At 70.4% G+C, this 20,892-nt stretch carries 18 protein-coding genes and 2 pseudogenes; 6 read left to right on the forward strand and 14 right to left on the reverse strand.

The window, feature by feature from the left end:
* Window positions 1–20: 20 nt before the first annotated feature.
* From ACIA5D_RS20330 to mddA, 4 genes are all read right to left on the reverse strand, one after another.
* Window positions 21–2,231, reverse strand: a complete 2,211-nt coding sequence (locus ACIA5D_RS20330; protein WP_396031693.1) for a glycoside hydrolase domain-containing protein — start codon at window positions 2,229–2,231, stop codon at window positions 21–23.
* 307 nt (window positions 2,232–2,538) lie between these two features.
* Complete coding sequence (locus ACIA5D_RS20335) at window positions 2,539–3,624, reverse strand: nitroreductase family deazaflavin-dependent oxidoreductase (RefSeq protein ID WP_396031662.1); 1,086 nt, start codon at window positions 3,622–3,624, stop codon at window positions 2,539–2,541.
* Window positions 3,625–3,643: 19 nt separating this feature from the next.
* Entirely contained in the window at window positions 3,644–5,785 is a 2,142-nt protein-coding gene (locus tag ACIA5D_RS20340) for an alpha/beta fold hydrolase (protein WP_396031663.1), read from the reverse strand.
* Window positions 5,760–6,506, reverse strand: coding sequence for a methanethiol S-methyltransferase (gene mddA, locus ACIA5D_RS20345; protein ID WP_396031664.1), 747 nt, complete (start codon window positions 6,504–6,506; stop codon window positions 5,760–5,762). Before mddA ends, ACIA5D_RS20340 begins: the two co-directional genes overlap by 26 nt.
* Before the next feature lie 91 nt (window positions 6,507–6,597).
* Here mddA and ACIA5D_RS20350 point away from each other — a divergent pair, with 91 nt between their 5' ends.
* A complete protein-coding gene (locus tag ACIA5D_RS20350) occupies window positions 6,598–7,176 on the forward strand; it encodes a TetR/AcrR family transcriptional regulator (RefSeq protein WP_396031665.1) in 579 nt (192 codons plus the stop codon).
* Between the two features lie 160 nt (window positions 7,177–7,336).
* Here the strand turns inward: ACIA5D_RS20350 and ACIA5D_RS20355 are convergent, their stop codons facing one another.
* Window positions 7,337–8,368 (reverse strand): alpha/beta hydrolase, encoded by a 1,032-nt coding sequence (locus tag ACIA5D_RS20355; RefSeq protein ID WP_396031666.1) that lies wholly within the window; start codon window positions 8,366–8,368, stop codon window positions 7,337–7,339.
* Window positions 8,369–8,500: 132 nt separating this feature from the next.
* Between ACIA5D_RS20355 and ACIA5D_RS20360 the strand changes: the two genes are divergently transcribed.
* Window positions 8,501–10,588 carry a discoidin domain-containing protein gene (locus ACIA5D_RS20360; protein ID WP_396031667.1) on the forward strand — a complete coding sequence of 696 codons (2,088 nt, stop codon included), beginning with the start codon at window positions 8,501–8,503 and terminating at the stop codon, window positions 10,586–10,588.
* Window positions 10,589–10,937: 349 nt separating this feature from the next.
* Here the strand turns inward: ACIA5D_RS20360 and ACIA5D_RS20365 are convergent, their stop codons facing one another.
* The 6 genes from ACIA5D_RS20365 to ACIA5D_RS20390 form a co-directional block, all read right to left on the reverse strand.
* Window positions 10,938–11,726, reverse strand: a complete 789-nt coding sequence (locus tag ACIA5D_RS20365; RefSeq protein WP_396031694.1) for an SAM-dependent methyltransferase — start codon at window positions 11,724–11,726, stop codon at window positions 10,938–10,940.
* 67 nt (window positions 11,727–11,793) lie between these two features.
* A complete protein-coding gene (locus tag ACIA5D_RS20370; protein WP_396031668.1) occupies window positions 11,794–13,134 on the reverse strand; it encodes a nitrate/nitrite transporter in 1,341 nt (446 codons plus the stop codon).
* A 1-nt stretch (window position 13,135) separates the two neighbouring features.
* Entirely contained in the window at window positions 13,136–13,432 is a 297-nt protein-coding gene (locus ACIA5D_RS20375) for a Rieske (2Fe-2S) protein (protein WP_396031669.1), read from the reverse strand.
* Window positions 13,429–15,888, reverse strand: a complete 2,460-nt coding sequence (gene nirB / locus ACIA5D_RS20380) for a nitrite reductase large subunit NirB (RefSeq protein WP_396031670.1) — start codon at window positions 15,886–15,888, stop codon at window positions 13,429–13,431. The genes ACIA5D_RS20375 and nirB overlap by 4 nt, the downstream gene beginning before the upstream one ends.
* Before the next feature lie 68 nt (window positions 15,889–15,956).
* The gene (locus ACIA5D_RS20385) at window positions 15,957–16,610 is read right to left on the reverse strand and encodes a sirohydrochlorin chelatase (protein ID WP_396031671.1); all 654 of its coding nucleotides are present in this window, start codon (window positions 16,608–16,610) and stop codon (window positions 15,957–15,959) included.
* A gap of 50 nt (window positions 16,611–16,660) precedes the next feature.
* The gene (locus ACIA5D_RS20390) at window positions 16,661–17,758 is read right to left on the reverse strand and encodes a uroporphyrinogen-III synthase (protein ID WP_396031672.1); all 1,098 of its coding nucleotides are present in this window, start codon (window positions 17,756–17,758) and stop codon (window positions 16,661–16,663) included.
* A gap of 262 nt (window positions 17,759–18,020) precedes the next feature.
* Between ACIA5D_RS20390 and ACIA5D_RS20395 the strand changes: the two are divergent.
* Window positions 18,021–18,206 (forward strand): annotated as a pseudogene (locus ACIA5D_RS20395) (aldo/keto reductase); the annotation flags it as partial.
* Window positions 18,207–18,231: 25 nt separating this feature from the next.
* Here ACIA5D_RS20395 and ACIA5D_RS20400 read toward each other — a convergent pair.
* From ACIA5D_RS20400 to ACIA5D_RS20410, 3 genes are all read right to left on the reverse strand, one after another.
* Window positions 18,232–18,414: a hypothetical protein gene (locus ACIA5D_RS20400; RefSeq protein WP_396031673.1), complete on the reverse strand. Its 183-nt coding sequence runs from the start codon at window positions 18,412–18,414 to the stop codon at window positions 18,232–18,234.
* Window positions 18,407–18,601, reverse strand: a complete 195-nt coding sequence (locus ACIA5D_RS20405) for a hypothetical protein (RefSeq protein ID WP_396031674.1) — start codon at window positions 18,599–18,601, stop codon at window positions 18,407–18,409. Before ACIA5D_RS20405 ends, ACIA5D_RS20400 begins: the two co-directional genes overlap by 8 nt.
* Before the next feature lie 124 nt (window positions 18,602–18,725).
* Window positions 18,726–19,613 (reverse strand): diiron oxygenase, encoded by an 888-nt coding sequence (locus ACIA5D_RS20410; protein ID WP_396031675.1) that lies wholly within the window; start codon window positions 19,611–19,613, stop codon window positions 18,726–18,728.
* Window positions 19,614–19,671: 58 nt separating this feature from the next.
* Between ACIA5D_RS20410 and ACIA5D_RS20415 the strand changes: the two genes are divergently transcribed.
* The 3 genes and pseudogenes from ACIA5D_RS20415 to ACIA5D_RS20425 all read left to right on the forward strand — a co-directional run.
* Window positions 19,672–20,343, forward strand: a complete 672-nt coding sequence (locus ACIA5D_RS20415; protein WP_396031677.1) for a TetR/AcrR family transcriptional regulator — start codon at window positions 19,672–19,674, stop codon at window positions 20,341–20,343.
* Window positions 20,333–20,641, forward strand: a complete 309-nt coding sequence (locus ACIA5D_RS20420; RefSeq protein WP_396031678.1) for a DUF4873 domain-containing protein — start codon at window positions 20,333–20,335, stop codon at window positions 20,639–20,641. Before ACIA5D_RS20415 ends, ACIA5D_RS20420 begins: the two co-directional genes overlap by 11 nt.
* A pseudogene (locus tag ACIA5D_RS20425) lies at window positions 20,629–20,892 on the forward strand (hypothetical protein); the annotation flags it as partial. The gene ACIA5D_RS20420 and the pseudogene ACIA5D_RS20425, both read left to right, overlap by 13 nt.

Genomic DNA, 20,892 nt, shown 5'->3' on the forward strand with positions numbered 1-20,892 from the left:
TTCCTCGGGGGGTGGAGGGCTCAGGACAGGGAGGGGGGACGTATCCCGCTTCCCCAGGTGCTGGGCTCGGGTCCCAGTTTCAGGTGCAGCCGGCCGCCTCGATGAACCTCGGCGGCGGACAGGTGGGCGGCGTGCAGCGGCACGCCGTTGAGGGTCGCCGACTGCACGTACTGCGGCGGCGGATCGCGGTCGATGCCGTCCACGCCGATCGGCGTCTCGCGGTGCCCGCTCGTCTCGATGACGAACTCGCCGTCGCCGGCCTGCAGGACGGCGCGGTCGAAGGCGGGCGCGTTGATCAGGAAGAGGTTCTGGCCGGCGACCGGGAACAGGCCCAGCGAGGCCCAGACGTACCAGGAGCTCAGGCCGCCGGAGTCGTCGTTGCCGGGCAGGCCGCCGGGGCCGGTGCCGAACTGCCAGGTCAGCGCGGAATGGACGATCTCGGCGGTGCGGTCGGTACGCCCGGCGTAGTGGTACGCCCAGGGCGCCTCCATGTCCGGCTCGTTGTTGAGGCCCTCGAACCGGTTGAGCGCGTACCCGGCCGCCATCTCGGTGGGCGCCGGGCACTGGCCGGGCTGCTTGACCGGGTCGGCGCCGTAGCCGAAGAACCGGTCGAGGATGGCGATGAACGCGTCGTCGCCGCCGGCCAGGGAGATCCGGCCGGCCATGTCGTGCAGCAGGCGGAACGAGTAGTTCCACTTGCCGCCCTCGTAGAACTCGCTGTCGCGCAGCAGCCCGGTGGCCGGGTCGAACGCGTTGACCCACTGCCGGCCCCGCCGCTCGAGGTCGTCGGCGAGGCGGCGGTCGTTGAGGGCGCGCGCGACCTGGGCGGTGCAGTGGTGGGCGTACGCGAGATCGAGGGTGTGCGTGATCGGGTGCACCACGCCGTGCTCGAAGAAGTCCTCCCCGTACATCCGGCGCAGGTCGTCGACCATGTGCACCAGCGCCCAGCTCCAGTCGATGCCGGGCCGGGCGAGCACGTGCGCGTCGGCGAGCGCCGTGTGCGCGAGCGCGCTGGCCTGCCGGAAGAACCGGTCGGCGCCGCGGGCCATGCGGTACCCGATCGGGAAGTTGCCCTCCTCCTCGCAGACCCGGATCAGCGACTCGAGCAGGTCGGTGAAGCGGTCCGGCGCGATCGCGGCGAGCAGCGGCAACTGCGTCTTGTAGATGTCCCACATCGTGCAGACGTCGAACGCGTACGGCCCGGAGCTCGGCCAGAACGGGCTCTCGTCCTCGGCGACACACGGCTTGATCATCGAGTGGTACAGCGCCGTGCCGAACACCTGCCGCCGCGCCCGCGTACCCCCATCGACCTGCACCTTGCCGACGTGCTCGCGCCACAGCACCCGGGTGCGCGAGCGCACCACGTTGAAGGCCGGCGCGTCGCTGCCGCACTCGCGCTCGAGGTTCTGCCGGGCCTGTTCGCAACCGCGCAGCGAGAAGCCCATCCGCACCTCGACGACCTGGCCCGCCCGCGCCGAGCCCATGAAGAGCATGCCGAACGGGCGCAGGTTGGTGTGCCGGATGCTGTCGAAGTCGAGCCGGGTGCCGCCGTCGATCAGGCGCCGGTCGTACCACAGCATCTGCCGCCAGCCGGGCGAATCGACCTCGATGTAGACCGACAGCGGCACGCCCTCCATGACCACGGTGCCCTGGGCGCGGCCGCGGCCCATGCTCTCGACCTGGGCGCGCAGCGGCACGGTGCGGCCGAGATCGATCGCGAGCCCGCCGCAGGACAGATCGACGACGACGCGGGCGGAGCGGTGCTCCGGGAATGTGTAGCGGTGGACGGCGACCTTGCTGCCGACGGTGATCTCGGACCGCACGCCGGTGTCCAGCGTCGCCGCGTAATAGCCCGCCTCGGCCACCTCGTCGTGCAGAGCCCACGATTCGCCCAGCGAATCGAGCGGCTGCACCATCGGCGTCACCCGGACGTAGTTGTAGTACTTCCGGATCGCCCCTGTTCCCGATTGCTGAAAATGCGTGAACCCGGACGCCTCGACCCGATCGAACATCTCCTCCGGAACGCCTTCGGTGTTCTTCGCGTACCGCCCGTACCCGGTCGGATATGCCCCGGAATACGCGCAGGCGGAAACCATCCCGAACGGCGAGGTGGCGCCCGGGTGGGTGTTGCCCACCTGCGGTTTCGGCCACCACCAGGTAGCGGCCAGACCATGCGCGCGAGGCAGGTCGGTCGCTGCGGTGCCGATGAACGGGTCTATGTCGTCGAGGATGGCGGCACTCTACCTACCACAGACCCCGCGCCGGTTTCAAACAGATGAACTGCTACTTGATCTTGCCGTTTTTCACCCCCTCCCAGGTCAAAACCACTTTCCCGTACGGCGTCCGCACCGCTCCCCGCGGCGGCGCCGGTACTGGATGCAACCCCGGAAGCCCGCGCAAGCGCGCCCGCATTGCGGCGGTTGCCGACACTGAGTCCGCCGCCCTGGTTCGGCCGCCTCTCCCCCGACCAGCGCGCGGCCCTGATCGCCGCCACCGATCCCCGCGACCGGGCTCCCTGACCGGAACGGCCTCGCCGGCTCAGGCGGCAGCCGTGAGCTCGACGACCGGGATGTCGCGGCCGGCCTTGGCCTCGTGGTCGACGAAGAACGGGTACGCCTCCGTGATCGCGGCCCACTCCCGTGAGCGGTCGTCGCCGGTCAGCGGGGTCGCCGTGGCCGCGTAGGTCTTGTCGCCGATCTCGACCCGTACGGCGGGGTGGGCGACCAGGTTGCGGTACCAGTCGGGGTCGGCTGGCGCGCCGGCGTTGGAGGCGATCACCAGGAGGCGCTCGCCGTCGCGGTGGAACATCATCGGGGTGGTGTGTGCGTTGCCGGTGCGGGCGCCCGTGGTGGTGAGAAGCAGCAGGCGGTCGCGGTGCATGCCCTCGATCTCGCCCCCGGCGCGGAACTGCTCGATGACTCGCTTGTTGACGTCCTTGACGTCCATGGTCCGTCTCCGCTCGTCGGCGGCCGCCAGGGCGGCGCGCATCGCCTCCTTCTCCCCAGGCTCCCACGGTCCCGTGGAGGCGAGGGGAATGTCGGTCATGAAACGCCGCTCGTGTTGCGGGATCCGGGCGACCACCCGATCGGGGTCCGTCGCGGCGGCGCGGTACAGATCGGGGCCGTCGGCGTAGAACAGGTCGGTGACGACCAGGCGGCGGTCGGCCGTGCGCATGACGTTGGCCGGGTTGTGGTCGAGAGGGCCGCACCAGGGCAGCTCGCGCCGGGCCCGTTCGTGGACCTCGCGGATGATGCCGGCCAGCTCGGCGACCTCGCCGGAGGCACGGGCGATCGCCCGCTGGAACGCGCCGGCCTCGGCCTCGGGGACGCGACGGAGCCACTCCATCACCTGCAGGTCGCCGCCGCCCGCGAGGCGCCGGTGCTCGAACAGGCGCGGCACCTGGCGGGTGTGCGCGGCCTCCCGGTACAGGGCCGCCGCGTAGGGGCCGGTCGGGTCGAACGGGCTGATGCGTGCGGCCGCTGTGCCGTCCGGGGAGCGGAGCGCGATCGCCCAGTCGCCGGCGCCGCAGGCGGTCCAGCCGGCCGCGAGCAACGCCCGCTCCACGTCCCGGTGATCGGCCCGGCGGTCCAGTGTGGCGAGAGGGCCGGCGTCGTCCGGGATCATGGAGTCGAGCGTAAGCGGCCTACAGGAGGCCGGCCAGCAGGGCCGCCGCGCGATCCGCGCCGTCGGCGGTCACCGGGCGGTAGCTGACCTCGCGGCCGATCTCTTCCGCGATCGCCTCGGCGAGCGTGTCGGGGTCGAGGGTCTCGTAGTCCATCCGGCGGCCGGCGTCGTGGCGGCGCAGCCGGTGGCCGACGTGGAGGTTCTGTTCGAAGTGGCGCCGCAGCGGGACGTAGATGAACGGCCTGTTGCTCGCGGTCAGCTCCATGCACGTGGTCAGGCCGCCCTGCACCACGGCCAGGTCGGCCGCGGCCAGGTGGCGATGCAGGCCGGGCAGGTAGCCGTGCACCTCCAAGCCCGGGCGGGCCGGGACGGCGGAGGGGTCGATGCGGGGGCCGGTCACGATGATCATGCGCAGGCCGGGCACGCGCCGGGCCGCTTCGGGGTACGCGGCCGCGACGCGACGTAACAGGTCGCCGCCGACCCCGGACCCGCCCACGGTGACGACGCAGACCGGCTCGCCCGGTCGGTAGCCCAACTCGGCGCGCAGCGATTCGCGAACGGCCGAGGTGATCGGGTCGAAACCGGTCACGTAGCCGGCGAAGGAGAAATGCGACTCGGTCCAGTCACGGATGAAAGGCATGTCGTCGCCGAAACGCGACGGGACGATGTCGTCGGGGTCACCGACGAACACGGCCCGGTCGCGCAGGCGCGGGAAGCGGGCGATGCGCTCAATCATCTCGGCGTTGTAGTCGGCGGTGACCAGCTGGGCACGCTCGTCGTCGCCGGGCATCGGCAGGAAACCGACGAAGTCGGTCAGCCACGCGTACGCGAAACGCTTGAGCTCGGGATTCTCGTGCAGGAAGTGGTCGACGTCCCAGGCCTCGTCGCCGACGACCAGGTCGTACTGCTCCTCGGTGACCAAGTCGTGGAACACCATGAAGTTGTTCATGAGGATCTCGTCCATCGAGCGCAGCGCCTGGAACGCGTGCAGGTCGTGTTCGCCCGACTCGTCCTCGATGTGCGCCGACTCGCTGAGCAGCAGTCGGCTCGCGGGATGGACCCGCTCGCCCTCGTCGGCGAGCATCCGGGTCACCGGGTGCTGGGTGAGCCAATCGACGCGTACGCCGGGATGCCGCTCCCGCAGCTGCCGCGTGATCGCCAGATCTCGCCGCGCGTGGCCGAGCCCGATCGGCGAGGACAGATACAGCACCCGCTTCGGCCGGCTGCTCCACCGCGGCCAGACGCTGCGGCGCGGCCCGGCGGCCCGGAACCGGGCGGCGAAATCGCCGATCAGCAGATTCAGGCGAACGGGATCGCACACCTGCGGCACGTGCCCGGCGCCCTCGATCGTGACCAGCTCGCCGCCGGTCAGCTCGCAGAGCAGTTCGCTGCGGGCGAGCGGGGAGATCCGGTCTTCGGTGCCGTGGACGGCCAGCAGCGGGCTCCCGATCCGCGCGCACCAGTCCCGGATCGTCGCCTCGTCGGGCCGGCCGGCGCGGCTCTCGGCGACCAGGACCGCGCCGGTGGTCTCGAGCGCCCAGGCGACGCCGTCGTCGATCGGCTTGGTGGAGTGCGGCTCGGGGAAGCACTGGCCGAGGAAGAACCAGGCGAAATCTTCGTAGTGCTCCAGCCAGTACTGCCAGTTGTATTTCGCCCAGTGCGTCTGCGGGTCGGCGCCGAGCCGGGGCACGGCGGTCGGCGGCAGCTGCGGAAGGTGCGCGGCCATGTCGAGGTTGGTCGAGCGGGCGGCCTGCGGCGGAAGGGATATCGCCGGTCCGATGATCACGGTGCCGTGCACGCGGCTGGGGTGCTCGGCGGCGAGCTCGAGCGCCCAGTTGGCCGCGCGGGAGAGGGCGACGACCACGGCCTTGTCGGTGCCGGTCGCGTCGAGCACGGCGAGCGCGTAGGCGATCTGGCTTTCCTGGCTGTACCAGGAACTTTCCAGCGGGCGGTCGGATCCGCCGTTGCCGGGGCCGTCGTAGGTGACGACGCGAAAGTGCCGGGAAAGGTGCGGGACCTGCATCTTCCAGATCCGCTGGTGCACGAGGGTCCACGTCGGCAGCAGCAGAATGGTCGGCCCGCTTTCGCCGTACACGTGGAAATTGATCTTTGTGCCCCGGTGTTCGACGAAGCCGTCAGCGTTCGGCCGCAGCGCGGTCATCACTCACCGCCCCTCGCCGGCCCTTGCTCGCCGGGCGCGGCACGAAACGCGGCACCCGGGCGGCGTACTCGGTGTAGGGCGCGCCCAGCTGCTGCTTGAGGTCGTGCTCCTCGAAACGCACACCCACCATGATGTACGCCGTGGAGACGCCGGCGAAGAGCAGGCGGCCGGCGCTCATGTCGGGCGCGGCCCAGAACGCGATCAGGAAACCGACCATGATCGGGTGCTGGATGTAGCGGTAGATCGACGGCTCGCGGAACTTCGGCTCGGTGTAGTTGCGGGACAACGCCTGCCGCAGGCCGAACAGGTCGAAGTGACCCAGCGCGAAAGTGCTGAAGAAAAGGAAGCCCCAGCCGCCCAGGTAGAGCGTCCACAGGACGGCACGCGCCCAGCCGGGGCCGACCGTCCAGACCGAGGCGGGCAGGGGTTGCCACAGCCAGAGCAACAGGATCAGCAGGACCGTCGCGGCCAGGACGAAGGTGCTGCGCTCGATGGCCGCGGGCACCCAGTGCCGCTTGAACCAGGGCCGCGCCATCACGGTGTGCTGGACGGCGAAGGCGCCCAGCAGGGCGAGGTCCACCACGATCGCCTGCCAGGCGGGGCGGACCGTGCCGTCGTCGATGCCCTTGGGCACCACGGCGTTGGCCAGAAAGCCGATCGTGTACAGGAATGCCGCGGCGAACAGGGCGTACACCACGATGCCGTAGATCTTGCGAGCCACGAACCCCTCCTTCTGTTCATTCGGTCGGTCGACCGACCGACTCGATGACAGTATGATTCGGTCGACCGACCGAGAAAAGGGGGTGCGGGACGTGAATCCGACAGCGGAGAAGATCATCGAGGCGGCCAAGGCTCGTCTTCAATCGCACGGCTACGCCGCGTTCTCCACCCGGAGCCTGGCCGAGAAGGCGGGGGTTCCGCTCAGCCAGATCCACTACCACTTCGGCGGGAAGCAGGGCGTGCTGCTGGCGTTGCTCGAGTACGAGAACCGCGCGCTGGTCGCCCGGCAGCGCCACATGTACGGCACCGAGATGCCGCTGTGGAAGCGCTACGAGCAGGCCTGCGACTTCCTCGACGACGACCTGCGGTCGGGCTACGTGCGCGTCCTGCAGGAGATGATCGCGGCGGGCTGGTCGGACGAGACGGTCGCCGCCCAGGTGCTGGCGCTGCTCGAGTCGTGGTTCGAGGTCCTGGCGGGCGTGGCCGGCGAGGCGGAGCAGCGGTTCGGCTCGCTGGGCCCGCTCCGCGCCGAGGACGTGGCCGGCCTGATCGGCATGGCCTTCCTCGGCGGCGAAGCGGTCATCCTGCTCGGCGGCGAAAGCTGGAACACCCGGGCGCGCGAATGGCTGCGCAGCCTGGGCCCGCTGATCCGGCAGTTCGAGGAGGCTTAGGGCCTGGATCGACGTGGGGCCGGAGCGAGGCGAGGTCCAGGTGTCGTCTGGGTGTGCGCCGTGGGCGCCCGAATACCGGGGTTGTATTCGGGTGTTCGCGGCGTGCGGCCAGGCGGCGGCTGGGCCACGCCGCAGCCCGTCTCCCACGTCGATCCAGGCCCTACCCGCGGTCGAGGCGGTTGGCCAGCCAGGAGAGGGCCTGCGGGTAGCGGTAGTCCATGCCGCCGTGCGCGCCCGGGAACAGCTCGAAGTGGATCCGGTCGTCCGGCACGCCGATGCGGTCGAGGCCGGCCCGGAACGCCTCCGCGCCCAGGTCGAGGAACCACTCGTCACGCGTGCCGGCGTCGATCCAGATCGCCCGCTGCGAGCGCAGCGCGTCGGCGTACCGGTCGATCATCCGGATCGGGTCCCACTCCAGCCACCTGTCCCAGAGATCGGGGATGATCTGGCCGGTGCGCGCGTCGAAGGGCAACTGCGGGGTGCCGTCGGGCCCGGGCGTGAACGCGGCGGAGCAACCCAGGACCAGCAGAAGCAGGATGTCGTTCTCTTCGGTGAACGCCGTGCGTCCGCGGAAGTCGGCCCACCACTTCTGGATGTCGTGGTCGTAGTCGCGCAGCGCCCGCGCGGCTTTCGCGAACTCGTTGAGGTAGCAGTACTCGTACAAGGCGTCGCCGGCGTGGGTGGCGAGCGCGCCGAACAGGTCCGGGCGCAGCATCGGGGTGATCATCGCCCCGAAGCCGCCCGACGACTTGCCGGAGATGGCCCGCGACGCCGGCGCCGGGATCGTCCGGAAGTGGTCATCGACCCAGGCGACGACCTCGTCGCACAGGTACGAGTGGTAGCGGCCGGTTCCCGCCGAGTCGACGAACTGGGAGCCGCCGTAGGCGGTCCAGGCGTCGACGTAGACGACGATGCAGCCCGGCGCCTCGCCCTGGGCGAACACCGCGTCGGCGGTCTCGACGAACGGCTGGCGGAACGGCGACCGGTTGGCCCACATGCCGACGTGCCCGCTGTACCCCTGGATCACGTAGATCGCCGGGTATCGATCGTCGCCGTCGGCCGCGTAGCCCGGCGGGGTGTAGACCCAGAGCGGGCGGACGTGGGGATCGCCCAGCGGGTTGTCGCGTAGCAGCGCCGACTCGATCGTCTCGTGATGCAACCGGCCGGCCAGGTCGTAACTCCATGGCAGCATGCCCCGAGTCAATCACGCCCGAGTTTTCCGAGCACGTAACCGCAATATTTCAGAGTGCGGTCCAACTATTGCAAACATGTGACGCGCACTGTCACGATGACCGTCGATATCCCCCACGAGCCAGGAGTCCCCATGCCTCTCTCCAGGCGCACCCTGCTCTCGGCGGCGGCCCTTTCCCCAGCCGCCGCCCTCCTCGACCCGGCGTCCGCGAGCGCCGCCTCCCCGCCCGGCGACGTCGTCGGCAAGGTCACCGTCGGATACCAGGGCTGGTTCGCCTGCCCCGGCGACGGCGCCCCGATCGGCGGCTGGTGGCACTGGAGCCGCGACCGTTTCCAGCCACCGTCCCCCAGCAACACCACGATCGTGTCCTGGCCCGACATGCGCGACTACACGCACGCCTACCCCACGGCGTACCCGAATCTCGGCAGCGGCGGCCCCGCGGCGCTGTTCTCCTCCTACGACCAGCAGACGGTCGACACCCATTTCGGCTGGATGCGCACGTACGGCATCGACACCGCCGCCCTGCAGCGGTTCAACCCGTTCGGCGACGAGGGCCCGACCCGCGACGCGATGTACCAGAAGGTCCGCACCGCCGCCGAGGCGACCGGCCGCAAGTTCTACATCATGTGGGACGTCAGCGGCTGGCCGAACATGCAGTCCGAGATCAAGACCGACTGGTCGACGAAAATTTCCGCGCTCACGGCGTCGTCCGCGTACGCGCGGCAGAACGGCAAGCCGGTCGTCTGCATCTGGGGCTTCGGCTTCAACGACGAGAACCACACTTTTTCGCAGGCCGCCTGCCTCGATGTCATCAACTGGCTGAAAGGCCAGGGCTGCTACGTCATCGGCGGCGTGCCGACCTATTGGCGGGAAGGAAAGAACGACAGTCGCGCCGGCTACCTCGACGTCTACCACGCGTTCCACGCGATCTCGCCGTGGATGGTGGGCCGCACCGGCGACCTCGACGGTCTCGACTGGTTCTACACCAACGTGAACACCGCCGACCAGGCCGACTGCAACGCGCACGGCATCGACTACCAGCCCTGCGCGCTGCCCGGCGACCTTTCGTCCGGGCACCGTCGGCACGGCGACTACTACTGGCGCAGCATCTACAACATGGTGCGGCTGGGCGCCCAGGGCCTCTACGTCTCCATGTTCGACGAGTTCAACGAGGGCAACCAGATCGCGAAGACAGCCGAAACCCAGGCGTCGATCCCGGCCGGCACCGGGATCCGGGCGCTCGACGAGGACGGCACGCGCTGCGACGCCGACTACTACCTGCGCATCACCACCGACGGCGGCAAGATGCTCAAGGGACAGATCGCCCTCACCGCGACGCGCCCGACCCAGCCCACCACCGGCACGACCCCGCCGCCGACCACGGGCGATCTCGCCGCCGGAAAGCCGGCCAGTGCGAGCAGCGTCAACGGAAGTTTCGCGGCTGCGAACGCGACGGACAGCAACGCCGGCAGCTACTGGGAGAGCGCCAACAACGCCTTTCCGCAGTGGGTGCAGGTCGATCTCGGATCGGCCGTGGGACTGACCAGCGTGGTCCTTCGCCTGCCTGCGGGCTGGGAGCGACGCACCCAGACCATCAGCATCCAGGACGGCGGCTCGGGCGCGGCCTTGAAGAGCGCCGCCGGCTACGTCTTCGACCCCGCGAGTGGCAACGCGGTCACGGTCACGCTGCCGGGCACGGCCGTGAGATACCTGCGGCTGAGCTTCGCGTCCAACACCGGCTGGCCGGCGGCTCAGCTTTCGCAAATCAGCGCGTACGCCGACAGCGCGCCCCCGCCGCCACCGCCCGTCACCGATCTCGCGCGCGGCCACGCCACCTCGTCGAGCGGCAGTACCCAGTCGTACGGCCCCGGCAACGTGGTCGACGGCGACGCCGGCACCTACTGGGAGAGCACCAACAACGCGTTCCCCCAATGGGTTCAGGTCGATCTGGGCGCCGCCGCCACGGTGGGCCGATTCGTCCTCAAGCTGCCGCCGTCGTGGGGCGCCCGCACCCAGACCCTGTCCATCTCGGGGAGCACCAACGGCTCGAGCTTCACCACCCTCGTGCCCTCCGCCGGCCGCACCTTCGACCCCGGCGGCAGCAATACGGTGACGTTGACGGCCACCCCCGCAAATATCCGATATGTCCGCGCAACCATCACCGCGAACACCGGCTGGCCGGCGGGCCAACTTTCAGCGCTGGAGGTCTACCCCAGTTAGTCGCGTTCGCCGACGGTCCCAACCGCGCCGGAGGCCGCCGATCGTGTCGCCACCTGCCCCACGACCGCCCGCCTCACGACCGGGCGAACCGCCGCCGGCCGGCCCGCACGAGTCGCCGCCGCCCACCTTGCTCTGCTCACCTATACGCCCTGCTCTGCTCACCTGCCTATGGGCCACTGGCTCGCGCGTATAGGTGAGCAGAGCAAAGCGCCGCGAAGCACAGCTTCGACAGTCCCGGGCGGTCGCCACGGGCACCGCGCTGAGCAGTGGGTCGGGGCAGTCGTCCGGCGCCGTCGGTGCAGTCGTCCGGCGCCGTCGGGGCGGCACCTCGGACGCAGGGGCAACGGCGCTAGCGTTTGACGGCGACGCCGCCGTACATGTGGACGTGCTCGTCGGGGACCGCGCGGGCCGCGTCGTCGGGGCGCCAGTGGTTGACCAGCACCACGCCCGGGTCGATCAGGTCGAGGCCGCGGAACAGCTCCTGGCACTCCGCGAGGTCGCGTGCCTTCTCCTCGATGCCCTTGGCGACGTACGCGGCGACGCCCCTGTTGACCTCGTCGGGAGCGCTGTCGGCGGTCACCGTGGACATCGCCAGGACGCTGCCGGGCGGCAGGGGCGCCATCAGCGTGTCGACGATCCGGTGGGCCATGTCGTCGTCGACGATGAACTGCAGGATCGCGATCAGGCTCAGCGCGACCGGCTGCGACAGGTCGAACGTGCCCCGGAACTCGGAGGACTCCAGGATCGCGGCGGGGTCGCGCAGGTTGGCGTCGAGGTACGTGGTCTGGCCCTCGGGGGCGCTGGTCAGCAGCGCCCGGGCGTGCACGAGCACGATCGGGTCGTTGTCCACGTACATCACCCGCGACGACGGCTCTACCTGCTGCACCACCTCGTGCAGGTTGGGCGCGGTCGGCAGGCCGGCGCCGATATCGAGGAACTGCCGGATGCCGAGCTCCGCCGCGATGAACCGGGCCTGGCGGGCCATGTAGTTGCGGTTGGCGCGCATCGAGATCGCCAGATGTGGCCAGTCGGCCGTGATCGCCGCCGCGGCGTTGCGGTCGGCGGCGAAGTGGTCCTTGCCGCCCAGCAGGTAGTCGTAGATGCGGGCGGAATGTGGAACATCCGTGTTCAGCTCCATCGGAGGCACGCCGCACACAGTAGCGAACCGCCCGGCCGGAAATCCGGCCGGGCGGCATCGAAAGGCATCAAACTTTACCGGCGGTGCGGGCGCCGGGCCGCAGGTAGACGGCCCACGTGACCAGCACACACAGTGCGTAGAAGGCGATGAACCCTACGTAGGCGGCGTCCGCGCTCTTGGTCTCCAGGAAGGACTGCCGGAAGGCGAGGTTGACCAGCACGCCGCCCAGGGCGCCGATCGCGCCGGCGATGCCGATCACCGCGCCCGAGAGCCGGCGCGCCGTGATCTCGTCGTACGGATGCTTGGCCTTGAAGATGGCTGGGATCATCTTGTACGTGGAGCCGTTGCCGATGCCGCTGAGGATGAACAGGGCGATGAATCCGACGATGTAGAGCGGCAGCGATTTCTGCTGGGCCGCGAGCAGCACGATCCCGGCGCCGGCCGCCATGGCCACGAAGTTGACGAAAGTTACCCGGGCGCCGCCGAGCCGGTCGGCGAGCGCGCCGCCGACCGGGCGGATCAGCGAGCCGAGCAGCGGGCCGAGGAACGTCAGGTAGGCGGCCTTGACCGGCGTCGAGAACTCGGCGTGGAACTGCACCTGCAGCACCTGGCCGAAGGCGAAACCGAAGCCGATGAACGAGCCGAACGTGCCGATGTACAGCAGGGACATGACCCACGTGTGAGCCTCGCCGAGGGCGTCGCGCATGGCGCGTTTCTCGCTGCGCGCCTGGGTGAGGTTGTCCATGTAGAGCGCCGAGCAGAGGGCGGCGATCACGATCAGCGGGATGTAGATGCCGGCCACGAGGCCGGGGTGGCCGGCCCCGAAGACGGCGAGCACGAACAGGCCGACCAGCTGCACGGCCGCGACGCCGAGGTTGCCGCCGCCGGCGTTGATGCCGAGCGCCCAGCCCTTGAGCCGGTTCGGGTAGAACGCGTTGATGTTGGTCATCGAGGACGCGAAGTTTCCGCCGCCGACACCGCCCACGGCCGCGATGATGATCAGCGTCGGGTAGGAGACGCCGGGCCGGATCAGGAACGCGGCCAGGACGGCCGGGACGAGCAGGAGGGTGGCGCTGAAGACGGTCCAGTTGCGCCCGCCGAAACGGGAGACCGCGAAACTGTACGGAATCCGCAGCGCCGCGCCGACCAGCGTCGGCACCGCCGTGAGCAGAAACTTTCCGGCCGGGTCGATGCCGTAGGCGGGGCCCAGGAAGAGCACCAGCACCGACCACAGCGACCACACGGAAAATCCGATGTGTTCGGACATGATCGAGAAGATCAGGTTCCGTCGGGCGATCGGCGCCCCGGTCGAAGCCCAGAACGCAGGGTCCTCGGGCCTCCAGTCGTCGATCCAATGTCCACGGACCGACGCAGCGGCCGGGCGGGCAACGGGCAGCGTAGCTGTCATCTCACATCTCCAGGATGAGCTGTTCGTTGTCAACGCGGACGGGATAAACGGACACCGATTCCTGGCCGCTGAGCGAGCAGCCGGTGGAAAGGTCCCAGGCGTACAGGTGCAGGGGACAGACGACCTGCTTGAGGTCGATCTGGCCGTCGGCGAGCGGGCCGCCCTTGTGCGGGCACACGGCGGAGAGCGCCCGGATCGAGCCGTCGCGGAGCCGGAACACGGCGATCATCTCGCCGTCGACCGCGTAGGTGCGGCCTTCCCCGAGGGGGATGTCGTGGACGAAACCGAGCGTCTTCATGCGCGCACCGGAACCTGGGGCAGCACGGTCAGGGGCAGCGAGGTGCGGAACTGTCCGGGCGTCGCCGGTTCGGCGCGCTCCTTCCACGGGTCGCGGTAGGCGGCGACGGTGGCGTCCATCCGCGCGTCCAGGTCGGCGGCGATGCCGTCGGCGTCGTCCACGACGACCGCGCGGATCTTCTCGATCCCGACCCGCGGCACCCAGGCGTAGGTGCGCTCGAGCCAGTTGCCGTTCTCGCGGTAGTACTGCAGGAACCGGCCGGTCAGCGTGACGACCTCGTCGGGGCTGTCCACGGTGGCGAGCAGGTCACCCTTGCGGACGTGGGCGCCGGCCGCGCCGCCGACGTAGATCTCCCATTTGCCGCCGTCAATAGCGACAACACCCAGGTCTTTCACGTACGCCTCGGCGCAGTTGCGCGGGCAGCCGGTGACCGCGAGCTTCATCTTGCCCGGGCCCTCGATTCCCTGATAACGCTCCTCGATGGCGATCCCGAGGGCGGTGGAATCGCCGACGCCGAAGCGGCAGAAGTCCGATCCGACACACGTCTTCACGGTGCGGAAGCTCTTCGCGTACGCGTACCCGGAAGGCATGTCGAGCTCGGCCCAGATCTGCGGGAGCTTCTCCTTCGGAATGCCGAGCAGGTCGATGCGCTGGCCGCCGGTGAGCTTCACCATCGGCACCCCGTGCCGCTCGGCGACCTCGGCGATGCGCTTGAGGTCGGCGGGGGTGGTGACGCCGCCCTTCATCTGCGGCACGACCGAGAACGTGCCGTCGCGCTGGATGTTCGCGTGCACCCGGTCGTTGATGAAGCGGGCGTCGCGCTCGTCCTCGTACGCGTCGCCCCACATCATCTTGAGCAGCGACGCGAGTCCCATCTTGCTCTTGGCGTCCTCCTCGCCGCCGAGCTTCGCGAACACCGACGACACGGACCTCAGCTGGTAGAGACGGATCGCGTCCATCAGCTCGGGCTTGGGCATCGGCACGCCGGGCACGTAGTACGAGGCGGCCGGGTCCTCCTCGACCTCGCCGCCGGCCGCCCATTCGACGACCCGCTGCACGAGCGGCCTGCAGGTGCCACAGCCCTTACCGGCCCGGGTCTTGTCCATGCAGCCGCTGACGGTCTTGCAGCCGCCGTCCACACAGGCCTTCAGCGCCCCCTTGGAGACGCCGTTGCAGTTGCAGATCTGCTCGTCGTCGGGCATGTCGGCGACGTTCTCCTCGGCGGCCGGCCCGCCCAGGTCGAACAGCAGCGCGGAGCGGTTCTCGGGCAGGGGCAGGCCCTTCTCGAACGCCTTGATCAGCGACAGCGCCTTGCTGTTGTCGCCGACCAGGGTCGCGCCGACGAGGCGGTCGCCGCGGATGATGACGTTCTTGTAGACGCCCTTGCCGGGCTCGGCGAACTCGAGCAGCTCGTCGTCCTCGTGCTCCGGGCTCTGCAGGCCCATGGCGGCGACGTCCACGCCGGCCACCTTGAGCTTCGTGGCCACCTGCGAGCCCCCGTACGCGACGCCGGCGTTGACGCCGGTGACGTGGTCGGCGAGCACCTTGGCCTGGTCCCACAGAGGCGCGACCAGCCCGTACACCTGGCCGCGGTGCTGCGCGCACTCCCCCACGACGTAGATGTCGTCCTCGCCCACGGCCCGCATCTGGTCGTCGACCACGATGCCGCGCTCGACGGTCAGCCCGCTGTCGGCGGCGACCTGCGAGTTGGGGCGGATGCCGGCCGCGACCACGACGACGTCGCAGTCGATGACCCGGCCGCCGGCGAGCTTCACCCCGGTGACCGCGTGCTTGCCGAGGATCTCGGTGGTCATGCCGTCGACCACGACCTCGATGCCGAGCTTCTGCTCGATCGTGGACTGCAGGGTCCGGCCGGCCCGCTCGTTGAGCTGGGTGTTCATCAGGTGGCCCATGGCGTGCACGAGGGTCACCTGGCTCAGGTGGTTCTGCAGGCCGCGGGCCGCCTCGAGGCCGAGCAGGCCGCCGCCGATGACGACCGCGCGCTCGTGCTCGCGGGCGTACCGGATCATGGCGCGCGTGTCGTCGAGCGTGCGGAACACGAAGACGCCCTGGTGGTAGCCGCGGCCGGGGACGTGCGCGCCCTTCATCGGCGGCACCCAGGCCGAGCTTCCGGTGGCGACGACCAGCTTGTCGTACGGGGTCCGGCTGCCGTCGGAACCGTGCACCGTCTTCGTCGACCGGTCGATGCGCTCGATCCGCACTCCGGCGTGCAGGGTGATGCCGTTGTCCGCGTACCAGGAGAGATCGTTCAGGAAGATGCCGGACTCGTCCTCCACGCCCGCCAGGACATTGGAGAGCATGATCCGGTTGTAGTTTCCGTACGGCTCGTCCCCGAACATCGTGATGTCGAAATCGCCGCCCCGGGCGAGGATCTCCTCCACCGTCCGGGCGCCGGCCATGCCATTGCCGATGACCACCAGGCGTTGTCTGTTCACAAGGACGATGCTTGCGGGCCATTGTTTTGCGGCGTGACCGTCGCGATTGCGCGAACGTTCGGAAAACCCTACAAGCGACGGTCAGCGGTTGTGAGAATGGCGGACTCATAGCGGCGCAGTACCAGGCCGGCCACCGCGGGCTCGAGACACAGTGGCGGAGTCACGGAATCGGCCCCGGCGCGGTGCAATGTGCGGTAGAAGAGGCCGTCGGCGAGCAGGTAGGCGGCAACCGCGACACGACGGGCGCCCCTCCGGCGTAGATCGGCGACTACGTCCGCCACTTTCGGGCCGCTGCCGGAGGCGTACGCGACATGGGCTTGGATCTTGGCGGCCATCTCGTGAATGCTCTGCCGCCACGCCGGATCCGACGATCCGGCGGCGGCCAGAACCACGGCGTCGGCGGCGGGCAGGCGCCGGGTCAGGCTTTCCACGAATACGTCGTCCGGCCCGAGCGTCGCGGTGACGGGGATCCCGGTCCCGGCCACTGCGTCGGCGATGTCGACCCGTACGTGATAGCCGGCCGAGAGAAGCAGCGGGACCACCACCGCGTCGCGGACGCCCGCCACCACTTCCTCGACGTGCGGGCGCTGGACGTCGACGTAGGCGAGCCGGACGTCGAGATCGGGGCGTCGCCGCGCGACTGTCGCCACGAGGTCGCGGATCTGGCGCCGGCCGTCCGCGGAACGGGTGCCGTGGGCGACGGCGAGCAGGGTGGGTTTCATGCGCTGCCTTTCCTCTGCTGGTTTCCGGGCAGCGTCGACCGGTTTCTCTTTCAGGCGGCGGGCTCGTCCACGCGCAGGCGGTAGCCACGCTTGATGACGGTCTCGATAAGCTTGCCGGTGCCGAGCGCGGTACGCAGCCGGGCCACCGCCACGTCGACCGCATGGCCGTCGTTGCCGCGGGGCAGGGCGGCGATCAGCTGCTCCTTCGAGACCACCACGCCGGGGCGGGCGGCGAGCGCGCTCAGGATCGCCATCGCGGCCGGGGCGAGCGTGCGGGGCTCGTCGTCGATGAGGACGGCGTGACCTCGTACCTCCAAGGTCCCGCCCGCCACCCGCAGCCGGACCGCCCGCTTGGGCAGCTCATCGGTCACGATCTTGATCAGCGCCCCGAGGCGGTAGCGCTCGGGCTGCACCACCGGAACGCCCCGCTCGATCAGCGGCGCCGCGGTGACCGGGCCGACGCACGCGACCAGGGGGCCCTTGCGCAGACTCGGCAACACGCCGTCGCCGGCCAGCTCGAGGAACGACTTGACGGCGGGCGCGCTGGTGAAGGTCACCGCGTCGATCTGCCCGGCGGTGATGAGCTCGCCCAGCCGGCGCACGGGCGCGGTGTCCGGCGGCGGCACCCAGCGGTAGACCGGCACCTCGGCCACGGCCGCGCCGGCCGCACGCAGCGCGGCGACGAACTCGGTCTGCGGCTCGCCATGCTCCTGCACGACGATGCGGTGCCCGGCGATGCCCTCGGCCAGCAGCTTCTCGAGGATCTCCTCGGATTCCTCGGTCTTGGCGGCCCACTCCTCGGTGAGCCCGGCCGCCCGGATCGCGCCGCACGGCTTCGGGCCGCGGGCCAGGAGGCGGGCCTGGCCGAGCACCTCGCGCAGCCGCTCGCCCAGGCCCCACCCCTCGGCGGCCTCGATCCAGCCGCGGAAGCCGAAGCCGGTGGTGGCGACGACCAGGTCGGGGGCGAGCCCGATGCAGGCCTCGGTGGCGGCGCGCAACGCGTCGTCGTCGGCGAGCGGGACGATGGTGATCGCCGAGGCCGTGAACACCCGGGCACCGCGACGCTGCAGCAGCGCCGTCATCTCGTCCCGGCGCCGCTCCGCGGTCACCGCGACGGTGAAGCCCGTCAGCACGCCCTCAGTCGTCATCCGCTCCCTCTCGCTCACCCGATGTGCACGCAAGCGTCGCCACCTGCGGTTTCGGGCACGTCTGGCCCGCGTTTCGGCGGGGTCAACGCGCTTTCACAACAGTGCCCACCTGCTTGTGAGATCCCGGATCGGCACGCCGCTCTCCCACCTGATGGGAACGTCAGTTCTGGTGAGGGGTGAGTTCAAGCGTAGCGTCGGCGGCGTGGACAAGGACCACGCGATGCCCTCCGAGCAGATCGCCGGCCGCGCCATCACCCGGTAGTCCCGTCGTGAGGACATCGTGCTCGCCACCAAGGTCCGCGGCGTCATGCACGACGGCCCCGGCGGATCCGGACTGTCGCGCAAAGCCATCCTCGAGCAGGTCGACGCGTCCCTGACCCGCCTCGGCACCGACTACATCGATCTCTATCAGATCCACCGGTTCGACGACGACGTCCCGTACGTCGAATACGGCCCGTCCTGGTACTGACGGCTCACTCGCCGTCTTCGACGATCTTGCGGACGCTCGCCTGCATGCGGTAGATCTCCATGCGGCCGTCGATGAAGCCGATCCGGTAGTCGCGGCCCAGCGTGGGGTGCCCGGCCCGCTCGGCGTCGCGGCGCGCGGCCAGGCCGTCGGCGCGGCCCGCCTCGTACGCCCGCAGCTCGTCATCCATCGAGCTTGTCGCCCATCGCCTTGCGGATCGCCGCGACCAGCGCCTCCTCGAAGGCGGCCACCTGGCCGTCGACGACGCCGACGAGGTAGTCGGGACCGGTCTGCGGGTCCACGGCGGCGGTGGCGTCGTGCGTGCCGGCCAGGCCGTCGGCGTGACCGGTGCCGTAGGCGGCCAGTGCGTCGTCCATGCCGCTCTCCTCACTCTGCGTCAGGACAACCACTGTCACGCTGAGTGATGCCCGCGGTCAACCCGTCTACCAGGCAAAAAGATGTGACGGGCCTCCCCCTCAAGGCCCGTCACACCCGGTTCCGTCAGGCCGGCAGCAGGCCCGACATGCGCCAGAGCGGTTTGCCCGCGCCCGCGATCAGATCAAGATCGTCGAGGTACGCGACCACGCGCTCGCCCGACCAGCGCAGGGTCTCGCGGAAGTGGGGGTTCGCCATCGCCGCCTGGTGGCCGGCGGCGGGGTCGATGCCGACCGAGCGGTAGACCCCGGGATGGATCAGGCGCCTGCCGCAGAGGTAGGCGGCGCGGCCGATCACCAGCCGGTCGAAGGCGAGGCGGCCCTTGCCTGCGGCGCGCACCTGGCGGGCCAGCTCCTCACGGGCGTAGCGGACGTGCCGGGCCTCCTCGACCACGTGGATGCGGCTCACCATGCGCACCAGCGGCTGCACCTGCTCGTCGGCCATGGCCTCGCGCTGGAGCGTGTCCAGGATTTCCTCGCAGATGAGGATGGCGGCGAACATGCGCGGGCCGGCGCCGGTGGTGGCGATCCACTTGCCGAGGAACGCGTCGATGCCCTCGGGGCGGTAGACGGGGGTGCCGAGCTTGTCGATCATCCGGCCGAACATGACCGAGTGCCGGCACTCGTCGGCGACCTCGGTGAGCGCGTACTGCGCGTGCGCGGCGGTCGGGTCCTGCTTGTAGTACCCGCGGATGAGCAGCTGCATGAGGATCGTCTCGAACCAGACGCCGAGCCCGGCGATGCTCGCCACCTCGTGGCGGGTCAGCGTGATCCGCTGCTGTTCGGTGAGCCCTTCCCACAGCGACGTGCCGTAGAGGCTCGAGCGGTGCGGCGGCACGAAGTACTTCTCCGGCGCGAACGGCGCCTCCCAGTCGATCTCCACGCCGGGGTCGTACGAGTGCTCGGCGGAGGAGCGCAGGAGGCGGGTGGCGGCGCGGTCGCGGTCGGTCGTCATGGATGGGCCTCCTGTGACGCACTTGACGTTACCTCCGGTAACAGTTACTCCTAGTACTATGAAGGGCGACACCGATGGGCGCAAGGGCCGCTGGGCCGGCCACCGCGAGCAGCGCCGGGCCGAGCTGACCGCCGCCGCGATCGAGGCGATCCGCGAGCTCGGCCCCGAGGTGGCGATGGACCAGATCGCCGCGCACGCGGGCGTCAGCAAGCCGGTGCTGTACCGCTACTTCGCCGACAAGTCCGAGCTGTGGCTGGCGGTCGGCCAGCAGTCGGCGGCCATGGTCCTCGACGCGATCGTCCCGGCGGTGGCCCGGGTGCGCGAGGAGCGCGACGTGATCGCCGCCGCGATCGACGCCTACCTGGCGCACATCGCCGCCGACCCGAACATCTACCAGTTCGTCGTGCACCAGCCCGACATCGCCCGCCACCGCGACGTCGTGACCGACGTGGTCGACACGGTCGCGAGCGGCCTGGCCCGCATCTTCGGCGACCGGCTGCGGGCCCGCGGGCTCGACTCCGGGGCGGCGCTGCCCTGGGCGTACGGCGTGGTCGGCTACGTCCAGTCGGTGGGCGACTGGTGGCTGCGCCAGCAGCAGCCGATCAGCCGCGAGGCCCTCGGCGACTACCTGACGACGTTCCTGTGGGGCGGCGTCTCCGGCATCAAGCACGCCGCCGACATCCCGGGCGGCCTGGCCGCGTACCAGGAGGAGACCAGGCATGGAACCTGACTACGAGCTGAGCCTGCCCGACGAGGAGTACCGCGGGCCGGCCACGCTGCGCGTCGGCGACGACTCGCTCGCCGTGACGATCCGGGTCTCGGCACAGTTCGAGCCGGTGGAGGGGCGCTTCCGCTGGGCCGGCCGCACGACGCCGGACGACGACCTGTGCGCGCGGGTCGGCGGCGGCCTGCGCAAGGGCTTGCTGACGATCCCGGGCTCGCCCGAGACTTCGGTCCGGCTCAGCGAGCCGGACCCGTGGGGCGGCGTCCGGCTCTCCGGCGCCGGCACGCCGCCATGGTTTCGCTGAGCAACGGCGCCGCCGATCCGGGGTGGGCGCTTGCCCGCCCGGAGTGGGCGTTTGCCCGCCCGGAGTGGGCGTTTGCCCGCCCGGAGTGGGCGCTTGCCCGCCCGGAGTGGGCGCTTGCCCGCCCGGAGTGGGCGCTTGCCCGCCCGGAGTGGGCGCTTGCCCGCCCGGAGTGGGCGCTTGCCCGCCCGGAGTGGGCGTTTGCCCGCACCGAGTGGGCGCTTGCCCGCACCGAGTGGGCGCTTGCCCGCCCG

Origin of the sequence: Actinoplanes sp. NPDC051513 (genome assembly GCF_044454685.1) — a bacterium.
Lineage (GTDB): Bacteria > Actinomycetota > Actinomycetes > Mycobacteriales > Micromonosporaceae > Actinoplanes.